General features: G+C 35.0%; 20 protein-coding genes, 1 tRNA gene and 1 pseudogene. 10 read left to right on the top strand and 12 right to left on the bottom strand.

Going from position 1 to position 18309, the window contains the following annotated elements:
- Nucleotides 1–61: 61 nt before the first annotated feature.
- From E4N74_RS12300 to E4N74_RS12255, 10 genes and pseudogenes are all read right to left on the bottom strand, one after another.
- Nucleotides 62–520, bottom strand: coding sequence for a flavodoxin family protein (locus tag E4N74_RS12300; RefSeq protein ID WP_255818014.1), 459 nt, complete (start codon nt 518–520; stop codon nt 62–64).
- A gap of 170 nt (nt 521–690) precedes the next feature.
- Nucleotides 691–1296: a 4Fe-4S dicluster domain-containing protein gene (locus E4N74_RS12295; protein WP_245609022.1), complete on the bottom strand. Its 606-nt coding sequence runs from the start codon at nt 1294–1296 to the stop codon at nt 691–693.
- A complete protein-coding gene (locus tag E4N74_RS12290) occupies nt 1269–1574 on the bottom strand; it encodes a flavodoxin family protein (RefSeq protein WP_245609021.1) in 306 nt (101 codons plus the stop codon). The genes E4N74_RS12295 and E4N74_RS12290 overlap by 28 nt, the downstream gene beginning before the upstream one ends.
- 180 nt (nt 1575–1754) lie before the next feature.
- Complete coding sequence (locus E4N74_RS12285) at nt 1755–2075, bottom strand: TfoX/Sxy family protein (RefSeq protein WP_255805470.1); 321 nt, start codon at nt 2073–2075, stop codon at nt 1755–1757.
- A gap of 2 nt (nt 2076–2077) precedes the next feature.
- Nucleotides 2078–2446, bottom strand: a complete 369-nt coding sequence (locus E4N74_RS12280; protein WP_255805469.1) for a hypothetical protein — start codon at nt 2444–2446, stop codon at nt 2078–2080.
- Between the two features lie 109 nt (nt 2447–2555).
- On the bottom strand, nt 2556–2987 hold the full coding sequence (locus tag E4N74_RS12275) for a YdbC family protein (protein ID WP_158506571.1): 432 nt from the start codon (nt 2985–2987) through the stop codon (nt 2556–2558).
- A 144-nt stretch (nt 2988–3131) separates the two neighbouring features.
- Nucleotides 3132–3287, bottom strand: a pseudogene (locus E4N74_RS12860) (death domain-containing protein); the annotation flags it as partial.
- A 29-nt stretch (nt 3288–3316) separates the two neighbouring features.
- Nucleotides 3317–3559 carry a hypothetical protein gene (locus E4N74_RS12265; RefSeq protein WP_044978419.1) on the bottom strand — a complete coding sequence of 81 codons (243 nt, stop codon included), beginning with the start codon at nt 3557–3559 and terminating at the stop codon, nt 3317–3319.
- 16 nt (nt 3560–3575) lie between these two features.
- The gene (locus E4N74_RS12260; protein WP_044978418.1) at nt 3576–4004 is read right to left on the bottom strand and encodes a hypothetical protein; all 429 of its coding nucleotides are present in this window, start codon (nt 4002–4004) and stop codon (nt 3576–3578) included.
- A gap of 231 nt (nt 4005–4235) precedes the next feature.
- Nucleotides 4236–5210, bottom strand: a complete 975-nt coding sequence (locus E4N74_RS12255) for a hypothetical protein (RefSeq protein WP_255818012.1) — start codon at nt 5208–5210, stop codon at nt 4236–4238.
- A 283-nt stretch (nt 5211–5493) separates the two neighbouring features.
- Here E4N74_RS12255 and E4N74_RS12250 point away from each other — a divergent pair, with 283 nt between their 5' ends.
- From E4N74_RS12250 to E4N74_RS12235, 4 genes are all read left to right on the top strand, one after another.
- Complete coding sequence (locus tag E4N74_RS12250) at nt 5494–6228, top strand: hypothetical protein (RefSeq protein ID WP_044978416.1); 735 nt, start codon at nt 5494–5496, stop codon at nt 6226–6228.
- A gap of 16 nt (nt 6229–6244) precedes the next feature.
- The gene (gene atcR, locus E4N74_RS12245) at nt 6245–6964 is read left to right on the top strand and encodes a response regulator transcription factor AtcR (RefSeq protein ID WP_255818011.1); all 720 of its coding nucleotides are present in this window, start codon (nt 6245–6247) and stop codon (nt 6962–6964) included.
- Complete coding sequence (gene atcS, locus E4N74_RS12240; protein ID WP_255818010.1) at nt 6964–7710, top strand: histidine kinase AtcS; 747 nt, start codon at nt 6964–6966, stop codon at nt 7708–7710. Before atcR ends, atcS begins: the two co-directional genes overlap by 1 nt.
- Before the next feature lie 100 nt (nt 7711–7810).
- Nucleotides 7811–8572 carry a class I SAM-dependent methyltransferase gene (locus E4N74_RS12235; RefSeq protein WP_255805465.1) on the top strand — a complete coding sequence of 254 codons (762 nt, stop codon included), beginning with the start codon at nt 7811–7813 and terminating at the stop codon, nt 8570–8572.
- Between the two features lie 74 nt (nt 8573–8646).
- Here the strand turns inward: E4N74_RS12235 and E4N74_RS12230 are convergent, their stop codons facing one another.
- Nucleotides 8647–9411, bottom strand: coding sequence for an Rpn family recombination-promoting nuclease/putative transposase (locus E4N74_RS12230; RefSeq protein WP_255818009.1), 765 nt, complete (start codon nt 9409–9411; stop codon nt 8647–8649).
- Nucleotides 9412–10042: 631 nt separating this feature from the next.
- Here E4N74_RS12230 and E4N74_RS12225 point away from each other — a divergent pair.
- The 4 genes from E4N74_RS12225 (at nt 10043) to E4N74_RS12210 (ending at nt 15912) form a co-directional block, all read left to right on the top strand.
- Nucleotides 10043–11845: an ABC transporter ATP-binding protein gene (locus E4N74_RS12225; RefSeq protein WP_255818008.1), complete on the top strand. Its 1803-nt coding sequence runs from the start codon at nt 10043–10045 to the stop codon at nt 11843–11845.
- A gap of 1 nt (nt 11846) precedes the next feature.
- Nucleotides 11847–13685: an ABC transporter ATP-binding protein gene (locus tag E4N74_RS12220; protein ID WP_255818007.1), complete on the top strand. Its 1839-nt coding sequence runs from the start codon at nt 11847–11849 to the stop codon at nt 13683–13685.
- Nucleotides 13686–13751: 66 nt separating this feature from the next.
- A complete protein-coding gene (locus E4N74_RS12215) occupies nt 13752–14735 on the top strand; it encodes a DHH family phosphoesterase (protein ID WP_255817996.1) in 984 nt (327 codons plus the stop codon).
- On the top strand, nt 14722–15912 hold the full coding sequence (locus tag E4N74_RS12210) for a TraB/GumN family protein (protein ID WP_044978409.1): 1191 nt from the start codon (nt 14722–14724) through the stop codon (nt 15910–15912). Before E4N74_RS12215 ends, E4N74_RS12210 begins: the two co-directional genes overlap by 14 nt.
- A 95-nt stretch (nt 15913–16007) precedes the next feature.
- Here E4N74_RS12210 and E4N74_RS12205 read toward each other — a convergent pair.
- Nucleotides 16008–16079: transfer RNA gene (locus E4N74_RS12205), tRNA-Cys, on the bottom strand.
- A gap of 82 nt (nt 16080–16161) precedes the next feature.
- Here E4N74_RS12205 and E4N74_RS12200 point away from each other — a divergent pair.
- Together E4N74_RS12200 and E4N74_RS12195 are read left to right on the top strand one after the other, a co-directional pair.
- Nucleotides 16162–16620, top strand: coding sequence for a hypothetical protein (locus tag E4N74_RS12200; protein WP_044978408.1), 459 nt, complete (start codon nt 16162–16164; stop codon nt 16618–16620).
- Nucleotides 16621–16628: 8 nt separating this feature from the next.
- Nucleotides 16629–18302, top strand: a complete 1674-nt coding sequence (locus E4N74_RS12195) for a glycoside hydrolase family 3 protein (protein WP_255817994.1) — start codon at nt 16629–16631, stop codon at nt 18300–18302.
- Nucleotides 18303–18309: the final 7 nt, after the last annotated feature.

Here is an 18309-nt window from a genome sequence, read left to right as displayed (position 1 = left end):
AGCTATTAAACGTTATTCCATACGACTTAAAAAAATAGAACAGCCGTATCCAAAAAATCCTTTACCCGTTCATAATTTTTTTTTCAAAAAAATCAATAGCGTTTTTAAAATTCTCTTCGTTAGGTCTATCCTTGTTTAAACCGCCTATCAGCTTTAACGGTCCGAAGGTATCAAAACCTTTACAGCCGAATATGCCCATACAGGTTTTTCCGCTTTGTTCGGTTTTTTTGCGTAATGCTTTTTCAAAACCGGAATTGACCGCTCCGGCAGTGTAAATAAAAAACAGTTTTTGCACAGTGCTTTCAAGAGCTTTCTCAAATAGTTTGTCGACGGTTTTTGCGAATTTAAGATAAAAAATTCCTGAAGCAAAACCGACTACCTCATAGCGCGCAAAATCATCGCTTTTAAAATCACCGGCCTTTATAAGTTCGATTTCCGGGAATTTTTCTTTTATCTTACGCAATACCTTTTCGGTATTTCCATGATGTGTTGAACTATACACAATACATACATTACTCATAGCATATCTCCTTTATTATTTATAGCCGAGAACCTCTAAAAACTTCAGTTTTTTAGAGGTTTTCCTTAGATTTATTTGCGATGTATTTTTTATAAATTATTACAGTATAACAATTTATAAAAAATACTCGTCGGGCATCTCTAAAAATCTAACCGAGTTTTTAGAGATGCTCAGCCGTATTGTTTAGGATATACTGCCGACAGGTCTTTTTCCAAAACAATATTTCCATTGTTTAATCTTTTTTGAGCAGCCATTCGGTATGCAAAATCGATTGCATTGCAGCTGCAATTGTAAAAACACTCTCCGCATAATATACAACTTTTTTGATTTTTTATCGATACCTTACCGTCTGCGAATATAAAATTGTTGACAGGGCACACTGAAATACATTTTTTACATACGCTGCAATTTTTATGTATAATCGATACGGTTTTAAATTTACTATGTATTTTTTCCTGCGAAAGTATTTTCAGGATAAAGCGCATGGGGCCTTTGGTATACGCAAAAGAAGCGCTGTTATCTTTTATACATTTCGTATGCGAACATAAATCGAAAATGTTACTTACGGCCGCCTCTATTAAGCGCTCTTCCGTACTGCCGGGTTTGTTTTCCAATATTTTAGTATGAAAAAATTTGCTTAATGTATGGAACGAAGCAAGTTTTATTCCCAAAACCGGTACATATTTTTTCTTTTTTAATGCCCTTCCTATTTCTTCCAATGAGATAAACGAATGAGCGCCTCCGTATGTTACAAACGGAATTGCGATTTTGAACACTTTTGATCCGGCAAAGGCAATGCTTCAAGGATATGCAGTATATGACTTTCCTCATGCCCTGCATATACCGGAGCTCCGGCAAAAAGCACGTCGAACTCTTTTAAGCAATTTTCCAACATTTTTTGCCGTTCCGATTTTGAAGCAGTCAACAGATTATTATTTTTTGTAATATTTACAATATCAGCTGTACCTCCTTTAGAGTCAAAACTTTTTTGAATCATACGCACTGCGGTCAATGTATGTCCTGACGGACTGAATACGATAATAACGGCTTTCATAACAAGTCCTCCTTAAAATAAATCTTCCTTTTTTTGTCAATATGTTTTAGTAACTAAAATATATTATGGAAAATTGTTGGAATTCACAAAGCCCTAACACCCGCTTCAAAACCGTATTTTAGAAAGTATTGACTATTGGAAAAATAAGAAATGTGCCGTAATCGTAATACCCCGTGTTTTTCATTTCGCCTTCTTCGCTTTTGGCGCGGGCAGCTCATCGTACATCGCATTAAATAAGCCGGTTATAAAGGCTTTGTCGTCAAATTCGTCTACCAACAGCATTTCCTTTGCGCCGGAGTACGGCAATTCGCGGGCAGCGTTCGGCATATATGCAATCGCCGATGGGACAGCTTTTACGAGCAAGCGGTCATCGTAGATACCGCCGACAATTTTACCGCGATAGTAGATGATAAACTCTCCCATCATCGCCCGATAGCTTATGTTTTCCAAAGCAGACAGCTGATCCAAAATAAAATCCAAATATGCTTTACTCGATGCCATAATTACTTCCGGAACCCCAATATTTCAAAATCTTCACAGTCATATTCATCTATGCTTTTTAATAGTAAAGTTTTAATTTCTCCAAACGTAAATTCGGATATACTATTTGCTTTCTCAATCCACTCGATATTTTCTTTTGATTTTTTTGCAATCTCTTTGCATGCTTCTACAGTATCGAAAAAATAATCACTAACCGTGCTAAATTTTTCATCGCAAAAAAATAAATAAAAACCTTGCTCATTTGCATAACTGCAAATTGCAAGATAGTGTATCGGTATGATTTTTTCGCCGTTGTTGTAATCGACGGTTCCAAAGTCATCTTCATTTGTGCAATATCTAACTCTTGCACCGTCCAAATAATTTGGAAACATCTTTTAGTCCTAAAATACCGTTTTTTATACAATACATAAATTATTCGAAGTCCATAAAAAGACCGTATATTTCATCTTTTGCAGCTTTTACTTTTTCCAAATCTTCTTGTCAAAGGAACTGATTGTTTTTTGAAAGCACATACAGCAAATCGATGCAAACTTGAAAAGTTCTCATAGGTACTGCGTTATCATCTTTCCACCGCTTGAATCTTTGTTGTAATTGTTTAAACAATACATTGTATAAATCTTCATCAAAAGAACCGTTTTTCAGTTTTGATGCAAATGAAATATAGATACTTCTCAGTTCTTCATCCGTGTTTTCGGCACTGAAATAATCAGCTAATAATTTTTGAAATTTGCGCATCTCATTATAAGTTATGGTAACGCCCTCTTTCCATTCACTATGGTCTGCATTCCATGTACGGATATCGTAGACAGGTTCACGATTATTCCAACTGACGAGATTCAATTCTTTTGTGTAGCCGTTATTCGGTTCACACAGTTTTCCGATATGGTTATACATTGTAAATTTTGCTTTCATTATTTACCCTCATTTCTTTAAAATTTTTTATTAATTGTTTTTCCTGCTGTTTTTGATGTGGCGACACGGTTCGATATGCAATAAATTTTTGGATATATTCACTGTAGTTTTTTTATGAGATCGACAACCTCTTCCTCCGTCATTCTCCATTTTAAGAGGCCGGTCACCCGACCAATCCAGTAAAAGAATTACCGCCTGCGGTTTCCTGCCATGTTCTTCTATCTTTGTGATTTGACAAGCTGTATATTTCTTTAAGTGTTTATTATAGACGCAGTAAACATCTCCCGCCTTTGCTATCATATCAATTTCTCCTTTTTCCGGATATTCAATTAAGCTTCCGTATTATTCACTTCTTCAAAATATTCTTCCAAATGACAATATATTCTCATATCTTCGCTTGATCCGTCACGCAAAACCATCCATTTACATTGCTTCTCTTCATTAACAAAAACAAAATTATGCTCGCCGAAGTAAATCTGATATCCTTTATTGGATAATAAGCAGATTTCTCCCTTTTTGAAACTGAAAATATCTTTTTTAACGAGATAATTTTTTCCTGTTTCCATTTTCATAATACATTCTCCTCATTTATTTTCTAGATTTATAAAACTCCTTATACTTTGGATCATCAGACTGAAAATATCGATACCCTACCCCTTTTTGTTTGAGCAGATTCTTCCATAATTCAAAAGCTTCATCCAAGTTTCCGACTTCAAATTCATACTTCGCTTTCATATGCTCAATCTCAAAATCATATAAATGCAGTTCATCATTGTTCTCTATCATTCTGTCCAGCCAACATTTTGCAATCACCATATCACGATTTTCCATTGCATGTTTGAAAAAGCTTTTTGCATAGTTGTATCCCTGATTCCATTTTGCTCCCGACTCCGGAAAAGCTTTCCAGCCTTGTTCCGCAAGAGCGAATCCTTCCTCCATCCTCTTCTCATTAAATTTACTTACGGCATCCCTGCCATAAGCAACAACAGAAGCATATCTTTCCTCATCCAACAGCATTCTACATTCCTCCTAAAATTGTATTGTTATGTTACCTTGCCAATCACATGATTGCATTCATTTTTATCTCAGTAAATGCAAACCTGAAATCAAACTGTGAAATAAAACATACTCCCTCAGCAAACTGATAATATGATGTTACCACCCAAAAAAACGGTCTTTTGATGTGAATTCAACTCATTTTATCATAGTTTATTGCGAATTAAAAAATATCATAAATCTTTACTGTTGCTATCCTATTTTACAAAGTGCAACTTCTTTTAACCCTCTGTCATAAAGAGACGTAATACAACTATCTTGGCTGATGTTTTGTACCTTATGTTTGCTCATTCCTCTCGGGAGACTGATATCAAAATATTCCCTTGCAGTAAGTGAAAAAAATTTTTGTTTTCCCTTCCAATCATCTGTCTTAAAAAGAGGTGTCATTACTACATAGTCGGAGTTGGTGAACATTCCGTTCACACCGCGTTTTTTACCTCCGATTTTTAAATCTTCCGATTCGATCAACTTCTCAACGACTTTCCCGCCAGCAGAAATTTTTGCAAGTGCATAGTAATCCATCCCCCATTTATTAACCGATGTTGTACTTTCTCCCGAAAGAAAAGCATAGATGTCTCGGTTTGCTATTTTCAGACTGTCTATTTTGGGCGTCTCGTCTGTTGTGTCATCACGGTGTGTGAATGCCTTTTTATCAATGTTTGAAAAAGATTTCCATTCGGCGCGTTTTGCTGCAACGTTGAATTCGAGCAGAGCGAAATTCCGTGCATCGCCGTAATATACTTCGTTTTCGAAACAGACGGGAATCGTCATACTATCGGATATATTTTGAAAATACCGTTGTTCCGCTTTTTCGGGGATAATTCCCCTCATTAAAAAAGAGGGCTTGTTTTTTATCGGAATGATTTCGTGTGATGAAAAATCACCGGTATAATAATACCGCACCTCTTTTGCCGAAATGATAATACCGAAGCCGTTCCCAGACCGAAAAAGCACGGGATAATCCCTATTGGATGTTTTAGCGTAGTCAATCTGAATCTTTTTTATGCCGCCGGGGAAAAGGATAATGGCGCAATATTTTTTCCAATCGGTGTTCTCCGAGGTCAAAATTACCGCAGTTCCGTCCGCCAGCAAAACCGAACCATACACATACGAAAATTCGTTATCGAATTCCCATTTTTTAAAAAGAGTTAATTTTAAATCGCTCATATTTTATATCTCTTCATTACATCATATCATTTCCAAGCAGTTTTTTCCAGCGGCGGACTTTTTGCGTGTGTGCCTCAAAAGCTCACTTTATTGATAAAAGCATCATTCAAAAAATAGTATAAGCTAAAAGCACATCACTCTATTACATAAATTGGATAAATGCGGTATCTTGTACTTCTTGATAAAAAGATATACAATACTGTTCATACAGTATTTATAAACATAGGCGATAAACAGTTCGGCATAAATGCTGCCTCACTATTTATCTTATAGGAGTTATAAAATGAAAAAAATATCGTTTGAATTAATCAAAAAAATTGATTTTGTGTTAATTTTTATTTTCTTAATTTTAGGGATTGTTACATGGGCTATTGTTATGATAGATGCATTTAATCCATTTGGCCGCCATACTGTCTCAAATGGAGTAACAATTGTTGCAGACGATCCAAAAGAGGAGATACGGGAATATATCGAATTCAACAAAAAAATAAAAGATGTTTTTATTTTTAATCTTAAAAGTTCCAAAATAAAGGCCGATGGATTGTATGATAATATACCTGAAGCAGCCTTTAAATCCGGCACAAGTTTTTCAAAAAAATCACATAACGAAGGAATTACCAACTTAATTTTTATAAATGATACAAGTTATGAAGAGTATAAATTATTTGACTCAAATATTTTTATATATAGATATAAATTTTCTGAAGAAAAAACCGGAAATAATATTTATTGCGATAAAAATATTTATGCCGTTGTAAATGAAGACACAAATAATGATAACACACTAAATTCAGAAGATAATATAGCCCTATATATCTCTGACTATAACGGTAAAAATTTAATTAAACTTTCAAACTCAATATATAAAGTTAGAATTACAGACAATAACCAACTCTTATTTACTGAATATGACGGGAGTGTTTTGACGTTTTTTTCGTATGATATCAATTTAAATAAAAAAACTAAATTAAAGTCAGCCGAACAAGAGACGCCGGAGAAGTATATTTCTTTCTATTGATAAGATTAGCAGAACTATGCTTAAAATAGCCGTTATTGAAGATAATGCAGTTCAATCACGTCTCCTAAAAAATTATGTAACCGAATGGGCAAATAAAAATAATCTTCATTCGGAAATTAAAATATTTTCTTCAGGAGAACGGTTTTGGTTTGAATTTGAAGAGCTTTCCGATATAGATATAATCTTATTGGATATACAGATGTCAAGAATAAACGGCATAGAACTGGCAAAAAAAATAAGAAAAATAAAAAGCGAAGCCGTTATTATCTTTATAACAGGTATACCCGACTATATGCAGGAAGGCTACGATGTCGAAGCCTTACACTATCTTTTAAAACCTGTAAAAAAAGAAAAACTTTTTGATTGCTTGGATAGAGCATTAAAAAAACAGGATAAAGTTAAAGAAGAAAGCTTTGTTTTTTCCTGCGAAGGGAGCCTTATAAAATTAAAGCAATCTGAAATTATTTTTATAGAATCTAGTTCACATAATCTAAAAATAAAAACTTTAAAAAGCGAATACATAACAAGAATGAATTTATCGGAGGCGGAAGAAAAGTTAAATTCCAAACTATTTGTAAAAACTCACAGAGCCTTTATCGCAAACCTGATGCACATAAGGCAGCTTCAAAAAGACAAGGCCGTCCTTGCGGATAATACTTTAATTCCGATAAGCCGCAGGGAATATAAAAATGTCAACACCCTCTTTATCGGCTTTTTTACCCAAGGAGAAATCTGATGTTCATTTTTATACTTGTTTTAAGCTCAATCCTTTTGCTGTTTATACTTCTGTACTTTTTAATTAGAAGAGCCGTCAATAAGCGTTTCGATGATTTTGAAAACGGTCTTATCAATAAATACTACGAGGATGTAGATTCCATCTATAAAAAAATGCGCGGCTGGCGGCACGACTTTCATAATCATATTCAAGTTATGAAAGCTTATCTTGAATTTAAAAACTATGATGAACTTGAAAGCTATTTAAACAATCTAACAGAAGATCTCATTAAGGTGGACAGTGTAATAAAAACAGGCAATTTGATGAGCGATGCAATCTTAAATACAAAGATAGCTATCGCTCTTTCACATGATATAAAACTAAACATAAAAGCTTCTATTCCTCAAAACATAATCTTAAGCGATCTTGAACTTTGCGTAATAATAGGGAATCTTTTTGACAATGCCATTGAGGGCGCTTTAAGCCTTAAAGAAAAAGATAAAAGATTTATAAGGGTGTACATAAGAAAATTAAATGATAATCTCTATATCTCGTTTACAAATTCTTGCGATGGCCGCCGCAAAAAAACTCAAGGAAAATTTCTTACAACAAAACAAGGTAAAGATCACGGATTCGGCTCGGGACGAATCGATGCAATAGTTAAAAAATATTCGGCCTTTATAAACCGTCAAAGCGAAGAAGGAGCCTTCGCCGTAGAACTTATGTTTCCGATTGTTTTGAATAGCAGCACAAATAGTACCGCTTAAAAACACTGCAATTTTGCTGCCTGGCAAACAAGATGACAAGATGGCAAACACTCCTTGAATACATTTTTCATACATGATAAACTAATTACGAATAAAGAACATGGAAAAACAAACACTTTTAAATCAATGGCTGCATGAGCAGGAAATAGCTCATATTAAAGGTTGGGATTTCTCTCACATTAGAGGAAGGTATAAAGAAGAAGATGACCTTCCATGGGATTTTGGAAATGTAATAAAATCTTATCTGCGTAATACTGATTATTTATTAGATATGGAAACAGGCGGAGGAGAATTTCTTTTATATTTTCTTTCAAATCCTAAATATACTGCTGCAATTGAAGGCTATGATCCAAATATAAAAATATGTGAGGAAAGACTTCTTCCTTTAGGAATAGATTTTAAACCATGCGATGGAGGTGACGCCCTTCCTTTTAAAGATAATTACTTTGATATTATTACTAATAGGCATGGTAAATACAATGTAACTGAAATTAAAAGAGTTCTTAAAAGCGGAGGAGTATTTCTTACGCAGCAAGTCGGTGCTGAAAATGACAGAGAACTGGTAGAACTTTTAATCGGCAATGTTGAAATTCCGTTCCCTGATGCTTACTTGAGTATTTCAAAACAAGAATTTATTGATAATGGGTTTGATATTATAGAAGAAGCTGAAGCCTATAAGCCGATTGAATTTTATGATGTGGGTGCACTTGTTTGGTTTGCGAGAATAATTGATTGGGAATTCCCATACTTTGAAGTAAAAAAACATCAAAAGAATCTCTTTAAAGCGCAAGAAATTCTTAAAAAAGAAGGCGTAATTAAGGGAAGAATTCATAGGTATTATTTTGTTGCCGAAAAAAAATAACAATGAATTAAAGCGCCGGGCTATGTTGATTTAAATGTGCAATTTAATAGAATTCTACCAATTAAAATAGAAAATTACAGTTCCTCAATTTCAGATTCAGAAAGGCCTGTTATTTCTTTAATCAAAGCTATATCTAAGTCTTTTAGCTTCATAAGTTTAGCTGTTTGCTTTAAACCTTCAGAAAAGCCTTTATCCCTAGCATCCATTTCAAAAGTAGATAATAACCTGTATTCCTGTCTTGCCTGTTCGTTTTGTTTTACTTTTTGTATCATAGTTTCTATCTCCCTTGTAAATTCATTTTTTACTTTTCCGGTTTTAATATATTCTAAAAAGTTTTTTAATTCTTTGTTTTCAGTATTCTCAAAAGCCTCTGCATTTATTATAACCTTCTTTGTACCGTCTTGTAAAGGGGTATTTTTATCCTCTGTACAAAGGTTTTCAAAGGTATAAATAGGCCTATTTTTGCCTATAACATCAAACAAGCAGATAAAAATTATAAAGCTGTCATTTAAGTTATTATAGGAATTGCCTTTGTCTAAAAACGAAATATCTATGGCAGCTTGGTAAAACCGCATACGCTTCGGGATATTGCGTTCATTGCTTACCTGCATTTCTATATCATAAAGTTTACCATCTTCTGCCTGCACCAAAACATCAAACCGTACGGACTTTGCCTGTTCATAGGTACTAATATTATGTTGTACCGAGATATAGGTAATTTTTCCTATTGTATCTGATAATATCATTTCAATAAGCCCTTTGCATAAATCTTCATTTTGCATGATTTTACAAAACATAAAATCATCCGTAAATGTTAAATCTTCAAATTTTTTTAGCATTTGCTTTCTCCCATTATATTTATAGTTATTATTTGAAAAAAATAGTAAATTATAAAAAAATGTTTGAATTTATACTAAATTTACTAAGAAAAGAAACTCCAGAACCCGGTACGCCCTCGAAGGGTAAATGTAGAAAAGATTTATTAAACCGCCATCAAAATTCCTTTGCATCTTTGCAATACAATACTCTTTGCTGAATAATCTTTTTGAAAATAGTCGAGGTAAGTACAAGGAGTTTAACAAAAGCGAAGCGGAGGTGTAACCACCGCCGTCTGTGGCAGTTTTTGAATAATCTTTTTGAAAATAGGCGGAGCAGATTCAAGGAGTTAGGCAAAAAAGTACCGCAGGCGTATCGGGTATACGTCGAGGACACTTTTTTGCCGTGCGACGCAGAAGATGCCCGCTCCTTCGCAAGTCCTTTTGAAAATAGGCGAGGTAAGTACAAGGAGTTTAACAAAAGCGAAGCGGAGGCGTACTTACTGTACGTTGAGCATTCGCTTTTGTGTAACGACGCAGTAATTGCCCGCATATTTTCAAAAACCGTTTGCGTCAAATCTGATACCATCTATGCCATTCTCTCCCAAAACCTTAGTTTTTATTGTATAATAAGGCTCATTGGAGGGAAACTCTTATGGAGTCAAAAGAAAGAGGGATTATAAAAAACAGCCTTTATATGTTAAAAAACATTCTTAAAACCGATAAGATTCTTTTTAGTCTAATGGTTTTGTACATACCTGTCTTTGTTTTTTCGCCTCTTGCAAGTGCCTACTTGCCGAGGGCGGTAATAGAATCGATTCAAAATAAGGCAGGAATTTCCGTCTTTATTCAAAGTTTTTTGATTATAGCCTTTATTGTAGCAGTCTTAAAAGCTCTTGAAACCTTCTTAAATGCAAGGTTTAATTGCCGAGGATCTTACCGGAGAATAGAGCTTATGACAGAGCTTTACAAAAAAATGTGGACAATGTCATATAAAAATATTGCTTCACAAGAAGGAATTTTAAGTTTTGAAAAAGCAAGAGATATGGTAGATAATGATTACTCAATAAGCCAGCAATTCCCGAGGAAAATAAGCAGCCTCATTGTAAGTATTGTCGGCATCTTCTTTTTCGGAAGCCTTATTGCTTCTATTAATCCCATTCTTATCGGATTAATTTTTATATCGGGAACAGTAAGTTATTTTTACGGAAAATATGAGATAAAAAAGAATAAAGAAATAAATGAAGTCTTAAAAAAAGAACATCATAAGATGAGGTATCTTACACAAAGGGCTTGTGATTATAAATTTGCTAAAGATATAAAACTCTACAAGATAGAAACTTGGATAGTGCAAGCATATAAGAGTTCTTTAAAAATAATAAACAAATGTTACGGAAAAATAAAAACCGTAAATTTTATCGGTGCCCTTATATCGGCTCTTTTTATATTTTTAAGAGACGGCCTTGCCTATATTTATTTAACCGGAATGGTTTTAAACAAAGAAATAGGCATAGGAGAATTTATCTTTTTATTCTCTATTATAAAAACATTTTCAGGTTGGCTATTGGGAATTATTTCGCAGATTACTCTCTTAAAAAGAGAAAGTTTAAACATAGACTATTACCGTAACTTTTGCGAGCTTGATGACGGATTAACCAAAGGTAAAGGCATTCCTCTTCCTAAAAAATTCGATATAGAGTTAAAAAATGTTTCTTTTAAATATGGCGAATCTGAGAGATATATTTTTAAAGATTTAAATTTGCGCATAGAAGATAAAGAAAAACTTGCAATAGTCGGAGTAAATGGAGCGGGAAAAACTACCCTAACATGTTTGATAATGAATCTTCTTCAACCCACTGAAGGCGAAGTTTTATTAAACGGAAAAAATATAAACGAATACAATGTTGATGAATACTATTCTTTATTTTCAACTGTTTTTCAAGATATGTATGTTTTACCCGATACTATTAAAAATCTGGTTACCGCAGGAAATAAAAAATTTAACCAAGAAGACTTTGATTCTGCCCTAAAACAATCAGGCTTACAAAAAATTATTGAAACCTTAACCGAAAAGGAAAACACCTATCTTGTAAAAGGCGTTTGGCCTAATGCGATAGACCTTTCAGGCGGACAAGAACAGCGTCTTATGCTTGCAAGAGCTCTATATAAAAACGGGCCTATTTCTATTTTAGATGAACCTACAGCGGCTCTTGATCCTATAGCGGAAAGTCAAATTTATTCCGAGTACAATAATATGACAAAAGATAAAACTTCTATCTTTATTTCGCATAGACTGGCATCAACCCGTTTTTGTGATAGGATTATCTTAATCGAAAACGGTAAAATAATAGAAGAAGGAAGTCATTCGGACTTGATAAAACAAAACGGAGAATATAAAAAAATGTTCGATATACAAAGTTCATACTATCAAGACAATAAACACAAGGGAGGGAAATAAAATGAAAACAGGTATAAAAGATATTATTAAATTTTCTTATAAAACGGATAAGGTTTTATTTACATCATTAATTTTAGAACAAATTGTAAGTACAGCCGATATTTTTATAAACCTTTATTTGGTAAAGCTCATCATCAATGCTTTTGTAAAGGGTAAAACAAAAGAAGAAATATTATTTCTCTGTCTTATAGCTCTTATAAGTAACTTTGTTTTAATCTTGATAAAAAGATTTTCAGAAGAGACTCAAACTAACAGATTCCGTATCATATTGTATAAAAGGGATATGGAAATAAATAAAAAAACTATGAAACTCGATTACGAATTTTTGGAAGACACTGATCTTCAGTTGGGCCTTACAAAGATGAGAGAATATGACAACTTCGGAAATTACGGTATCTACCATGTAGGCAGACATTTCGGTGCAATAATAAATTCGGTATTGACTTTTATTTTTGCAATAATTTTTTCCATAAATCTTTTTAGGATGCAATCGGAGCTTATTCCTATAGCCAATTGGTTATGGAATACGATTTTTATTCTTTTATTTTTTTCGTTCAGCCTTATTTCAATACTGGCTTCCAAAAAATTTAATACCAAAATGCAGGCAATGTTTGATAAGGATGTCGTATTTTTAAACAGACTACTTCGTGTATATATGAATACTAACGATGATTACAAATCGGGAAAGGATGTCCGTCTTTATAATTACAATTTACTTACAAGTGTGTTAAAAAATTCCAATAATAATGTAAAAAATTTTTATAACCGGATGTCTCATAATTTTTTTAAGTGCAATGTTCAAACGGGACTGATGACAATTTTTTCTTCTTTGCTTGTATACTTTTATGCAGGATTCAAAGCCTATTACGGCCTTATCGAGTTGGGCGATATTGTTCAGTATACGGGCATTGCAGTACTAACTGCCGATGCCGTAACTCTTATCATCATGTCTATTTCAAGCCTTTATGCCAATAAAGATTATTTTAAGACCATCTTCGATTATCTTAATTTATCTAACGGAAAATACGAAGGCTCCCTTCCTATCGAAAAAAGAGATGATAATGAATATGAGTTTGAATTTAAAAATGTAAGTTTTAAATATCCTAAAACCTCAAAATATGTTCTACAAAATGTGAACTTAAAATTCAAAATAGGCCAAAGGCTTGCCATAGTCGGCATGAACGGCAGTGGAAAAACCACTTTGATAAAACTTCTCACCCGCTTTTATGATCCTACGGAAGGCGAGATTTTATTAAACGGTATCAATATCCAAAAGTATGATTATAACGAGTATCTGGATATATTTTCGGTAGTCTTCCAAGACTTTAAACTTTTCTCTTTTATGTTGGGACAAAATATTTCAGCTTCAATGGAATATGATGAAAAAAGAGCTGAAGACGCCTTAACCAAAGCAGGCTTCGAAAAAGCTTTACAAAAAATGCCGCAAGGTTTAAAGACCTATCTCTATCAAGACTATGAAGAAGGAGGCGTTGAAATATCCGGCGGCGAAGCTCAAAAGATTGCGATGGCAAGAGCTATTTATAAAGACTCTCCCTTTATAATACTAGATGAGCCGACCGCCGCCCTCGACCCGATTTCAGAGTTTGAAATTTATTCAAAGTTTGATACAATCATAGGAAACAAAACAGCCGTTTATATTTCGCACCGTCTTTCTTCATGTAAATTCTGCGATGAGATTGCAGTCTTTGATGAAGGCAAGTTGGTACAGCAAGGCTCTCACGATGTTCTTCTTCAAGACAAAGAGGGTAAATACAGTGAACTCTGGAACGCACAAGCTCAATATTATAAGGAAGAGGAAATTGAAAAGCTTTTAAGATAAAAGCACAGGCGATTGAAAAACACTTTTTTTTGTGATATATTGTTCCGGTATTTTAGGATTAAATTCATGGAAGAAAAATTTTCTACGCTTTGCTCGGTTTTAAACAAAGATCAACCGGTACTTGTACAGACTCATGATTTTCCCGATCATGATGCTCTAGGCGCAGCTTATGCTCTTTTAAAACTTTTAGAAACTTACGGCTACAAAGTAGAGATTGCTTACGGCGGTCATATTCAAAGTCTGTCTTTAATAGAATTTGTAGAATATTTAGACTACCCGCTTTTAAAACTTGGTGAAATTGATGATTTAAAAAAATACCAAGTTATAATTGTAGACGGCTCTCCTTTTAAAGGAACCGTAAAAAATGTAGGCGGTATCTTAAAGGCCGTAATAGATCACCATCCGGCAAGGATGCAATCTACGGCAGCTTATACGGATATAAGGGTAGGTATCGGAGCCTGTTCTTCCATTATTTGGTCCTATTGGAAAGAATCGGGAAAAGAATATGACAGAGTAACTGCAACAGCAATGATTGCGGGTATACAGCTGGATACGGCTTTTCTATCCAGAAGTGTAAGTAAACTTGATCTGGACGCTTATTATGAACTCTACTTTAAATCGGATGTGCAAAAAACCTATCAAATGATTAAAACAACCATCAACATCTGTGACCTTGAAGAAATAGGACAGGCCTTTACCAACTATTTACGCATAGATAATTTTTTAATTGTAGAATTAAGTGAAGACTACTCAAGAGCTATTTTATCGGTTGTAGCCGATTTTTTAATTTGGATAAAAGATATTTCTTTTGTTATTGTAATGGAAATAAACGGCCCTGAATATAAACTCTCCGCAAGAAGCCGCGATAAAAACCTCGATGCAGGCTATCTAATTCAAGAAGCGGTAAAAGATATGGGATCGGGAGGAGGTCATGCACACATGGCAGGCGGAGTAATCGATGCAGCAAAATACTGCGGTAAAGCCGAATTTTTAAACTCTATCATTGAGTTAGCTCATTCTGAACAAGGAAACAACTGTGGACGAAAATAACGAAAAAACTTTAAAGCGTATTCTTTTAAAAGACCGCGAAATTATTCTTTTAGGAACGGCACACGTTTCTAAAGAAAGTATTAAGGATGTTGAATCTACAATTAGGGAAGAAAACCCCGATTGTGTTTGTGTAGAATTGGACGAAGCAAGGTATAAGTCCTTAACCTCAAAAGACGCATGGCAGCAAATCAATATTTCCCAAATATTAAGGGAAGGAAAAGGCTTTTTACTTCTTGCAAATTTGGTTCTTGCCTCTTTTCAAAAAAAACTCGGAAGCGATCTCGGTATAAAGCCGGGCGATGAAATGAAAGCGGCTATTGAAGTTTCTCAAGAGCTGAACATAAAAACCGAAATGGTTGACCGCCCTATTCACATAACATTAAAAAGAGCTTGGGCCAAAAATAAGGGTTGGGGAAGGTCAAAACTTTTAGCAACCCTGTTAAGTGCCGCCTTTTCAAACGAAAAAGTTGACGAAGCCGAAATAGAAAAATTAAAGAATCAAAGTGCAATGGACAACATGATGCAGGAAATGGCCGAATATCTTCCGAACATAAAAGGGGTTTTAATAGACGAAAGAGACCGCTATCTCGCAACAAAAATTTGGGAAAGCAGCGGAAAAAAAATTGTAGCTGTCTTAGGTGCAGGCCATCTTCCGGGTACCGAACGCTTTATAAAAGAATTGGAAGCAGGTACAAAAACAACAGATGTCTCCGACATTGAGGCAATCCCGCCGAAAAGCACCGGAAGCAAAATTGCTTCTTGGATATTTCCTATAATTATAATAGGCTTGATTGTTCTAGGCTTTATTAAAGGAGGCGGTATAAAAACAGGGCAAATGCTCTTATCCTTTGTTCTCTGGAACGGAGGGCTTGCAGCGATAGGAGCTATTATCGCCCTTGGTCATCCTCTGGCTATTCTATCTTCATTTTTAGGAGCTCCATTTACAACAATAAATCCGCTTTTAGGTATAGGCATGATTTCAGGCCTTGTACAGGCTTGGGCAAAAAAGCCGCAAGTCAGGGATATGGAAAACCTTACAAATGATGCAGCAAAAATATCCGGCTGGTATAAAAACAGAATCACAAAGGTTCTTCTTGTTTTTATTCTTTCTTCGCTTGGAAGCTCAATAGGAACATTTATAACTGTTCCTGCCCTTATTGCTAATCTGATCAAATAAAAGAAAGGAAAATATATAAAAGGGCTTAAAATTAAAAAAGGAGGGGAACCTCTGTGAAGAGGCTCCCATTATGAAAAAAAACTAAAAAATGGGGAAGGCGCCGATCAGAATCGAACTGATGAATGAAGGTTTTGCAGACCTGTCCCTTACCACTTGGGTACGGCGCCGAAGTGTTGACAGTATATCAAAAAATACAAACTTTGACAAGGCCTTATAGCAATTTTAATAAAAAAATAGTATAATGCCTCAATGTTTGAAATGGAACCTGTAATTATAAAGAAGATGTTTAAAAATCAGCCTCACTACATTCTCACATGGTCGCCTCTTACTAAGGCTGATAAGTACAAGATTAACCGTGCCGTTCCCGCAATGTCGGGAGTCTATGAACTTTATAAAATGGACAAAGAAAAACGTCTTAATCTTTTGTCGGTAACACATGCATGGTATGGAGGCTTACGAAGCAATATCCGGGAAGCCATAGACCCCGATACCAAAACCGATCCCGAAAGAAGAAAAATATTAGAAGATGATGATATAGAGCTTTATTACAGGTATTCATGTTCAGACTCTTTTGGAGACATTTTAGATGTTGTTTGGTTTTTGCATTCAACATATTTCCCCGATGATGTTCGTGTAGAATCATCAAATCGATATGAAAATTTTTTCCTTACGGAAAAAGCGCCGGATAAGGTTTACTGGCTGGAATAAACAAACTTATGAAAATAAAAGGCTCAAATTTAAAAAAAAATATTTTGTTTTTTATTTATATTTTTTTATTATTGCTTAATTTGAATTCCAATCCGGCAGCAAAAAAACTGCCGAATTTTTATGATAATGTGCCGAATGAAAAACTGGCGGCCGAAATAATCGACAACATGACCGATGAGGAACTTTTAGCTCAAACCTTTATGTTCGGGTGGGCAGGTCAAAATCCGGGGGACTTACTCTTTTCATGGATTGAAGAATCGGGGCTGGGCAGCATCAAGGTCTTCGGCTGGAATACGGGAGACTCCCGCAAACTTGCTAAATCTATTTCCATTTTACAAAAAAAATCTCTTGAGGGCAGATTCGGTATTCCTCTTTTTGTAGCAACGGATCAAGAAGGAGGCTGGGTTAGACATGTAAAAGGCCTAACCTCGGAAACGCCCGGAAATCTTGCAATAGGAGCGTCAGGCATACCTCAAGATTCTTACTATTCAGGTTATTATATTTCCCGCGAAATAAGTGCTCTCGGCATAAACCTAAACTTTGCACCGGCAGTAGACCTTTTAACGGATCATGACTCATCAATAATAGGCCCACGCTCCTTTGGAGACTCCCCTCATGCCGCAGGAATACTAGGAGCAGCCTTTGTTAGAGGAAGCAGGGATGCAGGCGTTCTTACAACAGCAAAGCATTTTCCGGGTCACGGAGATACCAGCATCGACAGTCACGGCCGTCTGCCTAAAATCGACATATCCGAAGAAACATTCCGCAACAGAGAGCTGATTCCTTTTAAGTATCTAATAGATGCGGATGTACCCGCAATTATGACAGGGCACTTAAACTTTTCATCAATTTTACCTAATGGAGAACCGGCAACATTTTCCAAATATCTTTTAATGGACATACTTAGAGGCGAACTGGGCTTTAAGGGACTTATAATTACCGATGATATGATGATGCATGGAGCTATGAATTTTGCAGGCGGAATTGCAAAGGCCGTAAAGTTAGCTCTTGAAGCAGGAAATGACATCATTGAATCTTCTACAACACCGCGGCATTATCAAGCCTTTTGGAAGGATAATATTAAGGCTATGAAAGACGAACCCCAATTTAAAGATAGAGTAAAAGATGCGGCTTTTCGTATTTTGCTTGAAAAATTAAAATATTTTAAAAGCAGCAATCATGTTCCCATTATACCTGATATGGAAAAACTGGATGAAAGAATTCCCGACAAAGAAGGTCAAAAATTCTTTTTAAGTTTAGCAGGCCGTTCCACCACAATAGTTCGGGATGCCGATATCCCTTTTAAGCCTGAAGAAAATGAAGATATTCTTCTTGTCTCTGACTATAAAGATTTTTTTAAATACGGTTTAAAACGTTTTCCAAAAGCAAAAATAATAGAAGTCGATTCCGCCTATTACCATGTACAAAACTTTGATACAATTATATTTTGCCTGTCCGACAAATATTCTTTAAGTGTTTTACAAAAAATAATGAGTAAATACCCTAAGAAAAAATACATCATTATCTCAGTTCTATCTCCTGCATTTTTGGCGAAGGTGCCTGATGCCCAAACGGCAATCGCCATTTATAGCTATTCACCGGCTTCCTTTACCGCGGCCTTCGGGGCTCTCTGCGGCGACTTCACCCCTAACGGAAAATTACCTATTTCGGGAATAAAATAGGAACACC

Origin of the sequence: Treponema putidum (genome assembly GCF_024401155.1) — a bacterium.
In the GTDB taxonomy this organism is placed as follows: Bacteria; Spirochaetota; Spirochaetia; order Treponematales; family Treponemataceae; genus Treponema_B; species Treponema_B putidum.
Note: the sequence above shows the minus strand (reverse complement) of the source record. Positions and strands in the feature narration are given on the sequence as shown.

Bases quoted from the DNA above. Each gene is read 5' to 3' on its own strand.
- E4N74_RS12300 (WP_255818014.1), bottom strand. From the start codon at position 520: ATGAGTAATGTATGTATTGTGTATAGTTCAACACATCATGGAAATACC.
- E4N74_RS12290 (WP_245609021.1), bottom strand. From the start codon at position 1,574: ATGAAAGCCGTTATTATCGTATTCAGTCCGTCAGGACATACATTGACC.
- E4N74_RS12285 (WP_255805470.1), bottom strand. From the start codon at position 2,075: ATGGCATCGAGTAAAGCATATTTGGATTTTATTTTGGATCAGCTGTCT.
- E4N74_RS12280 (WP_255805469.1), bottom strand. From the start codon at position 2,446: ATGTTTCCAAATTATTTGGACGGTGCAAGAGTTAGATATTGCACAAAT.
- E4N74_RS12275 (WP_158506571.1), bottom strand. From the start codon at position 2,987: ATGAAAGCAAAATTTACAATGTATAACCATATCGGAAAACTGTGTGAA.
- E4N74_RS12265 (WP_044978419.1), bottom strand. From the start codon at position 3,559: ATGAAAATGGAAACAGGAAAAAATTATCTCGTTAAAAAAGATATTTTC.
- E4N74_RS12260 (WP_044978418.1), bottom strand. From the start codon at position 4,004: ATGCTGTTGGATGAGGAAAGATATGCTTCTGTTGTTGCTTATGGCAGG.
- E4N74_RS12255 (WP_255818012.1), bottom strand. From the start codon at position 5,210: ATGAGCGATTTAAAATTAACTCTTTTTAAAAAATGGGAATTCGATAAC.
- E4N74_RS12250 (WP_044978416.1), top strand. From the start codon at position 5,494: ATGAAAAAAATATCGTTTGAATTAATCAAAAAAATTGATTTTGTGTTA.
- atcR (WP_255818011.1), top strand. From the start codon at position 6,245: ATGCTTAAAATAGCCGTTATTGAAGATAATGCAGTTCAATCACGTCTC.
- atcS (WP_255818010.1), top strand. From the start codon at position 6,964: ATGTTCATTTTTATACTTGTTTTAAGCTCAATCCTTTTGCTGTTTATA.
- E4N74_RS12235 (WP_255805465.1), top strand. From the start codon at position 7,811: ATGGAAAAACAAACACTTTTAAATCAATGGCTGCATGAGCAGGAAATA.
- E4N74_RS12230 (WP_255818009.1), bottom strand. From the start codon at position 9,411: ATGCTAAAAAAATTTGAAGATTTAACATTTACGGATGATTTTATGTTT.
- E4N74_RS12225 (WP_255818008.1), top strand. From the start codon at position 10,043: ATGGAGTCAAAAGAAAGAGGGATTATAAAAAACAGCCTTTATATGTTA.
- E4N74_RS12220 (WP_255818007.1), top strand. From the start codon at position 11,847: ATGAAAACAGGTATAAAAGATATTATTAAATTTTCTTATAAAACGGAT.
- E4N74_RS12215 (WP_255817996.1), top strand. From the start codon at position 13,752: ATGGAAGAAAAATTTTCTACGCTTTGCTCGGTTTTAAACAAAGATCAA.
- E4N74_RS12200 (WP_044978408.1), top strand. From the start codon at position 16,162: ATGTTTGAAATGGAACCTGTAATTATAAAGAAGATGTTTAAAAATCAG.
- E4N74_RS12195 (WP_255817994.1), top strand. From the start codon at position 16,629: ATGAAAATAAAAGGCTCAAATTTAAAAAAAAATATTTTGTTTTTTATT.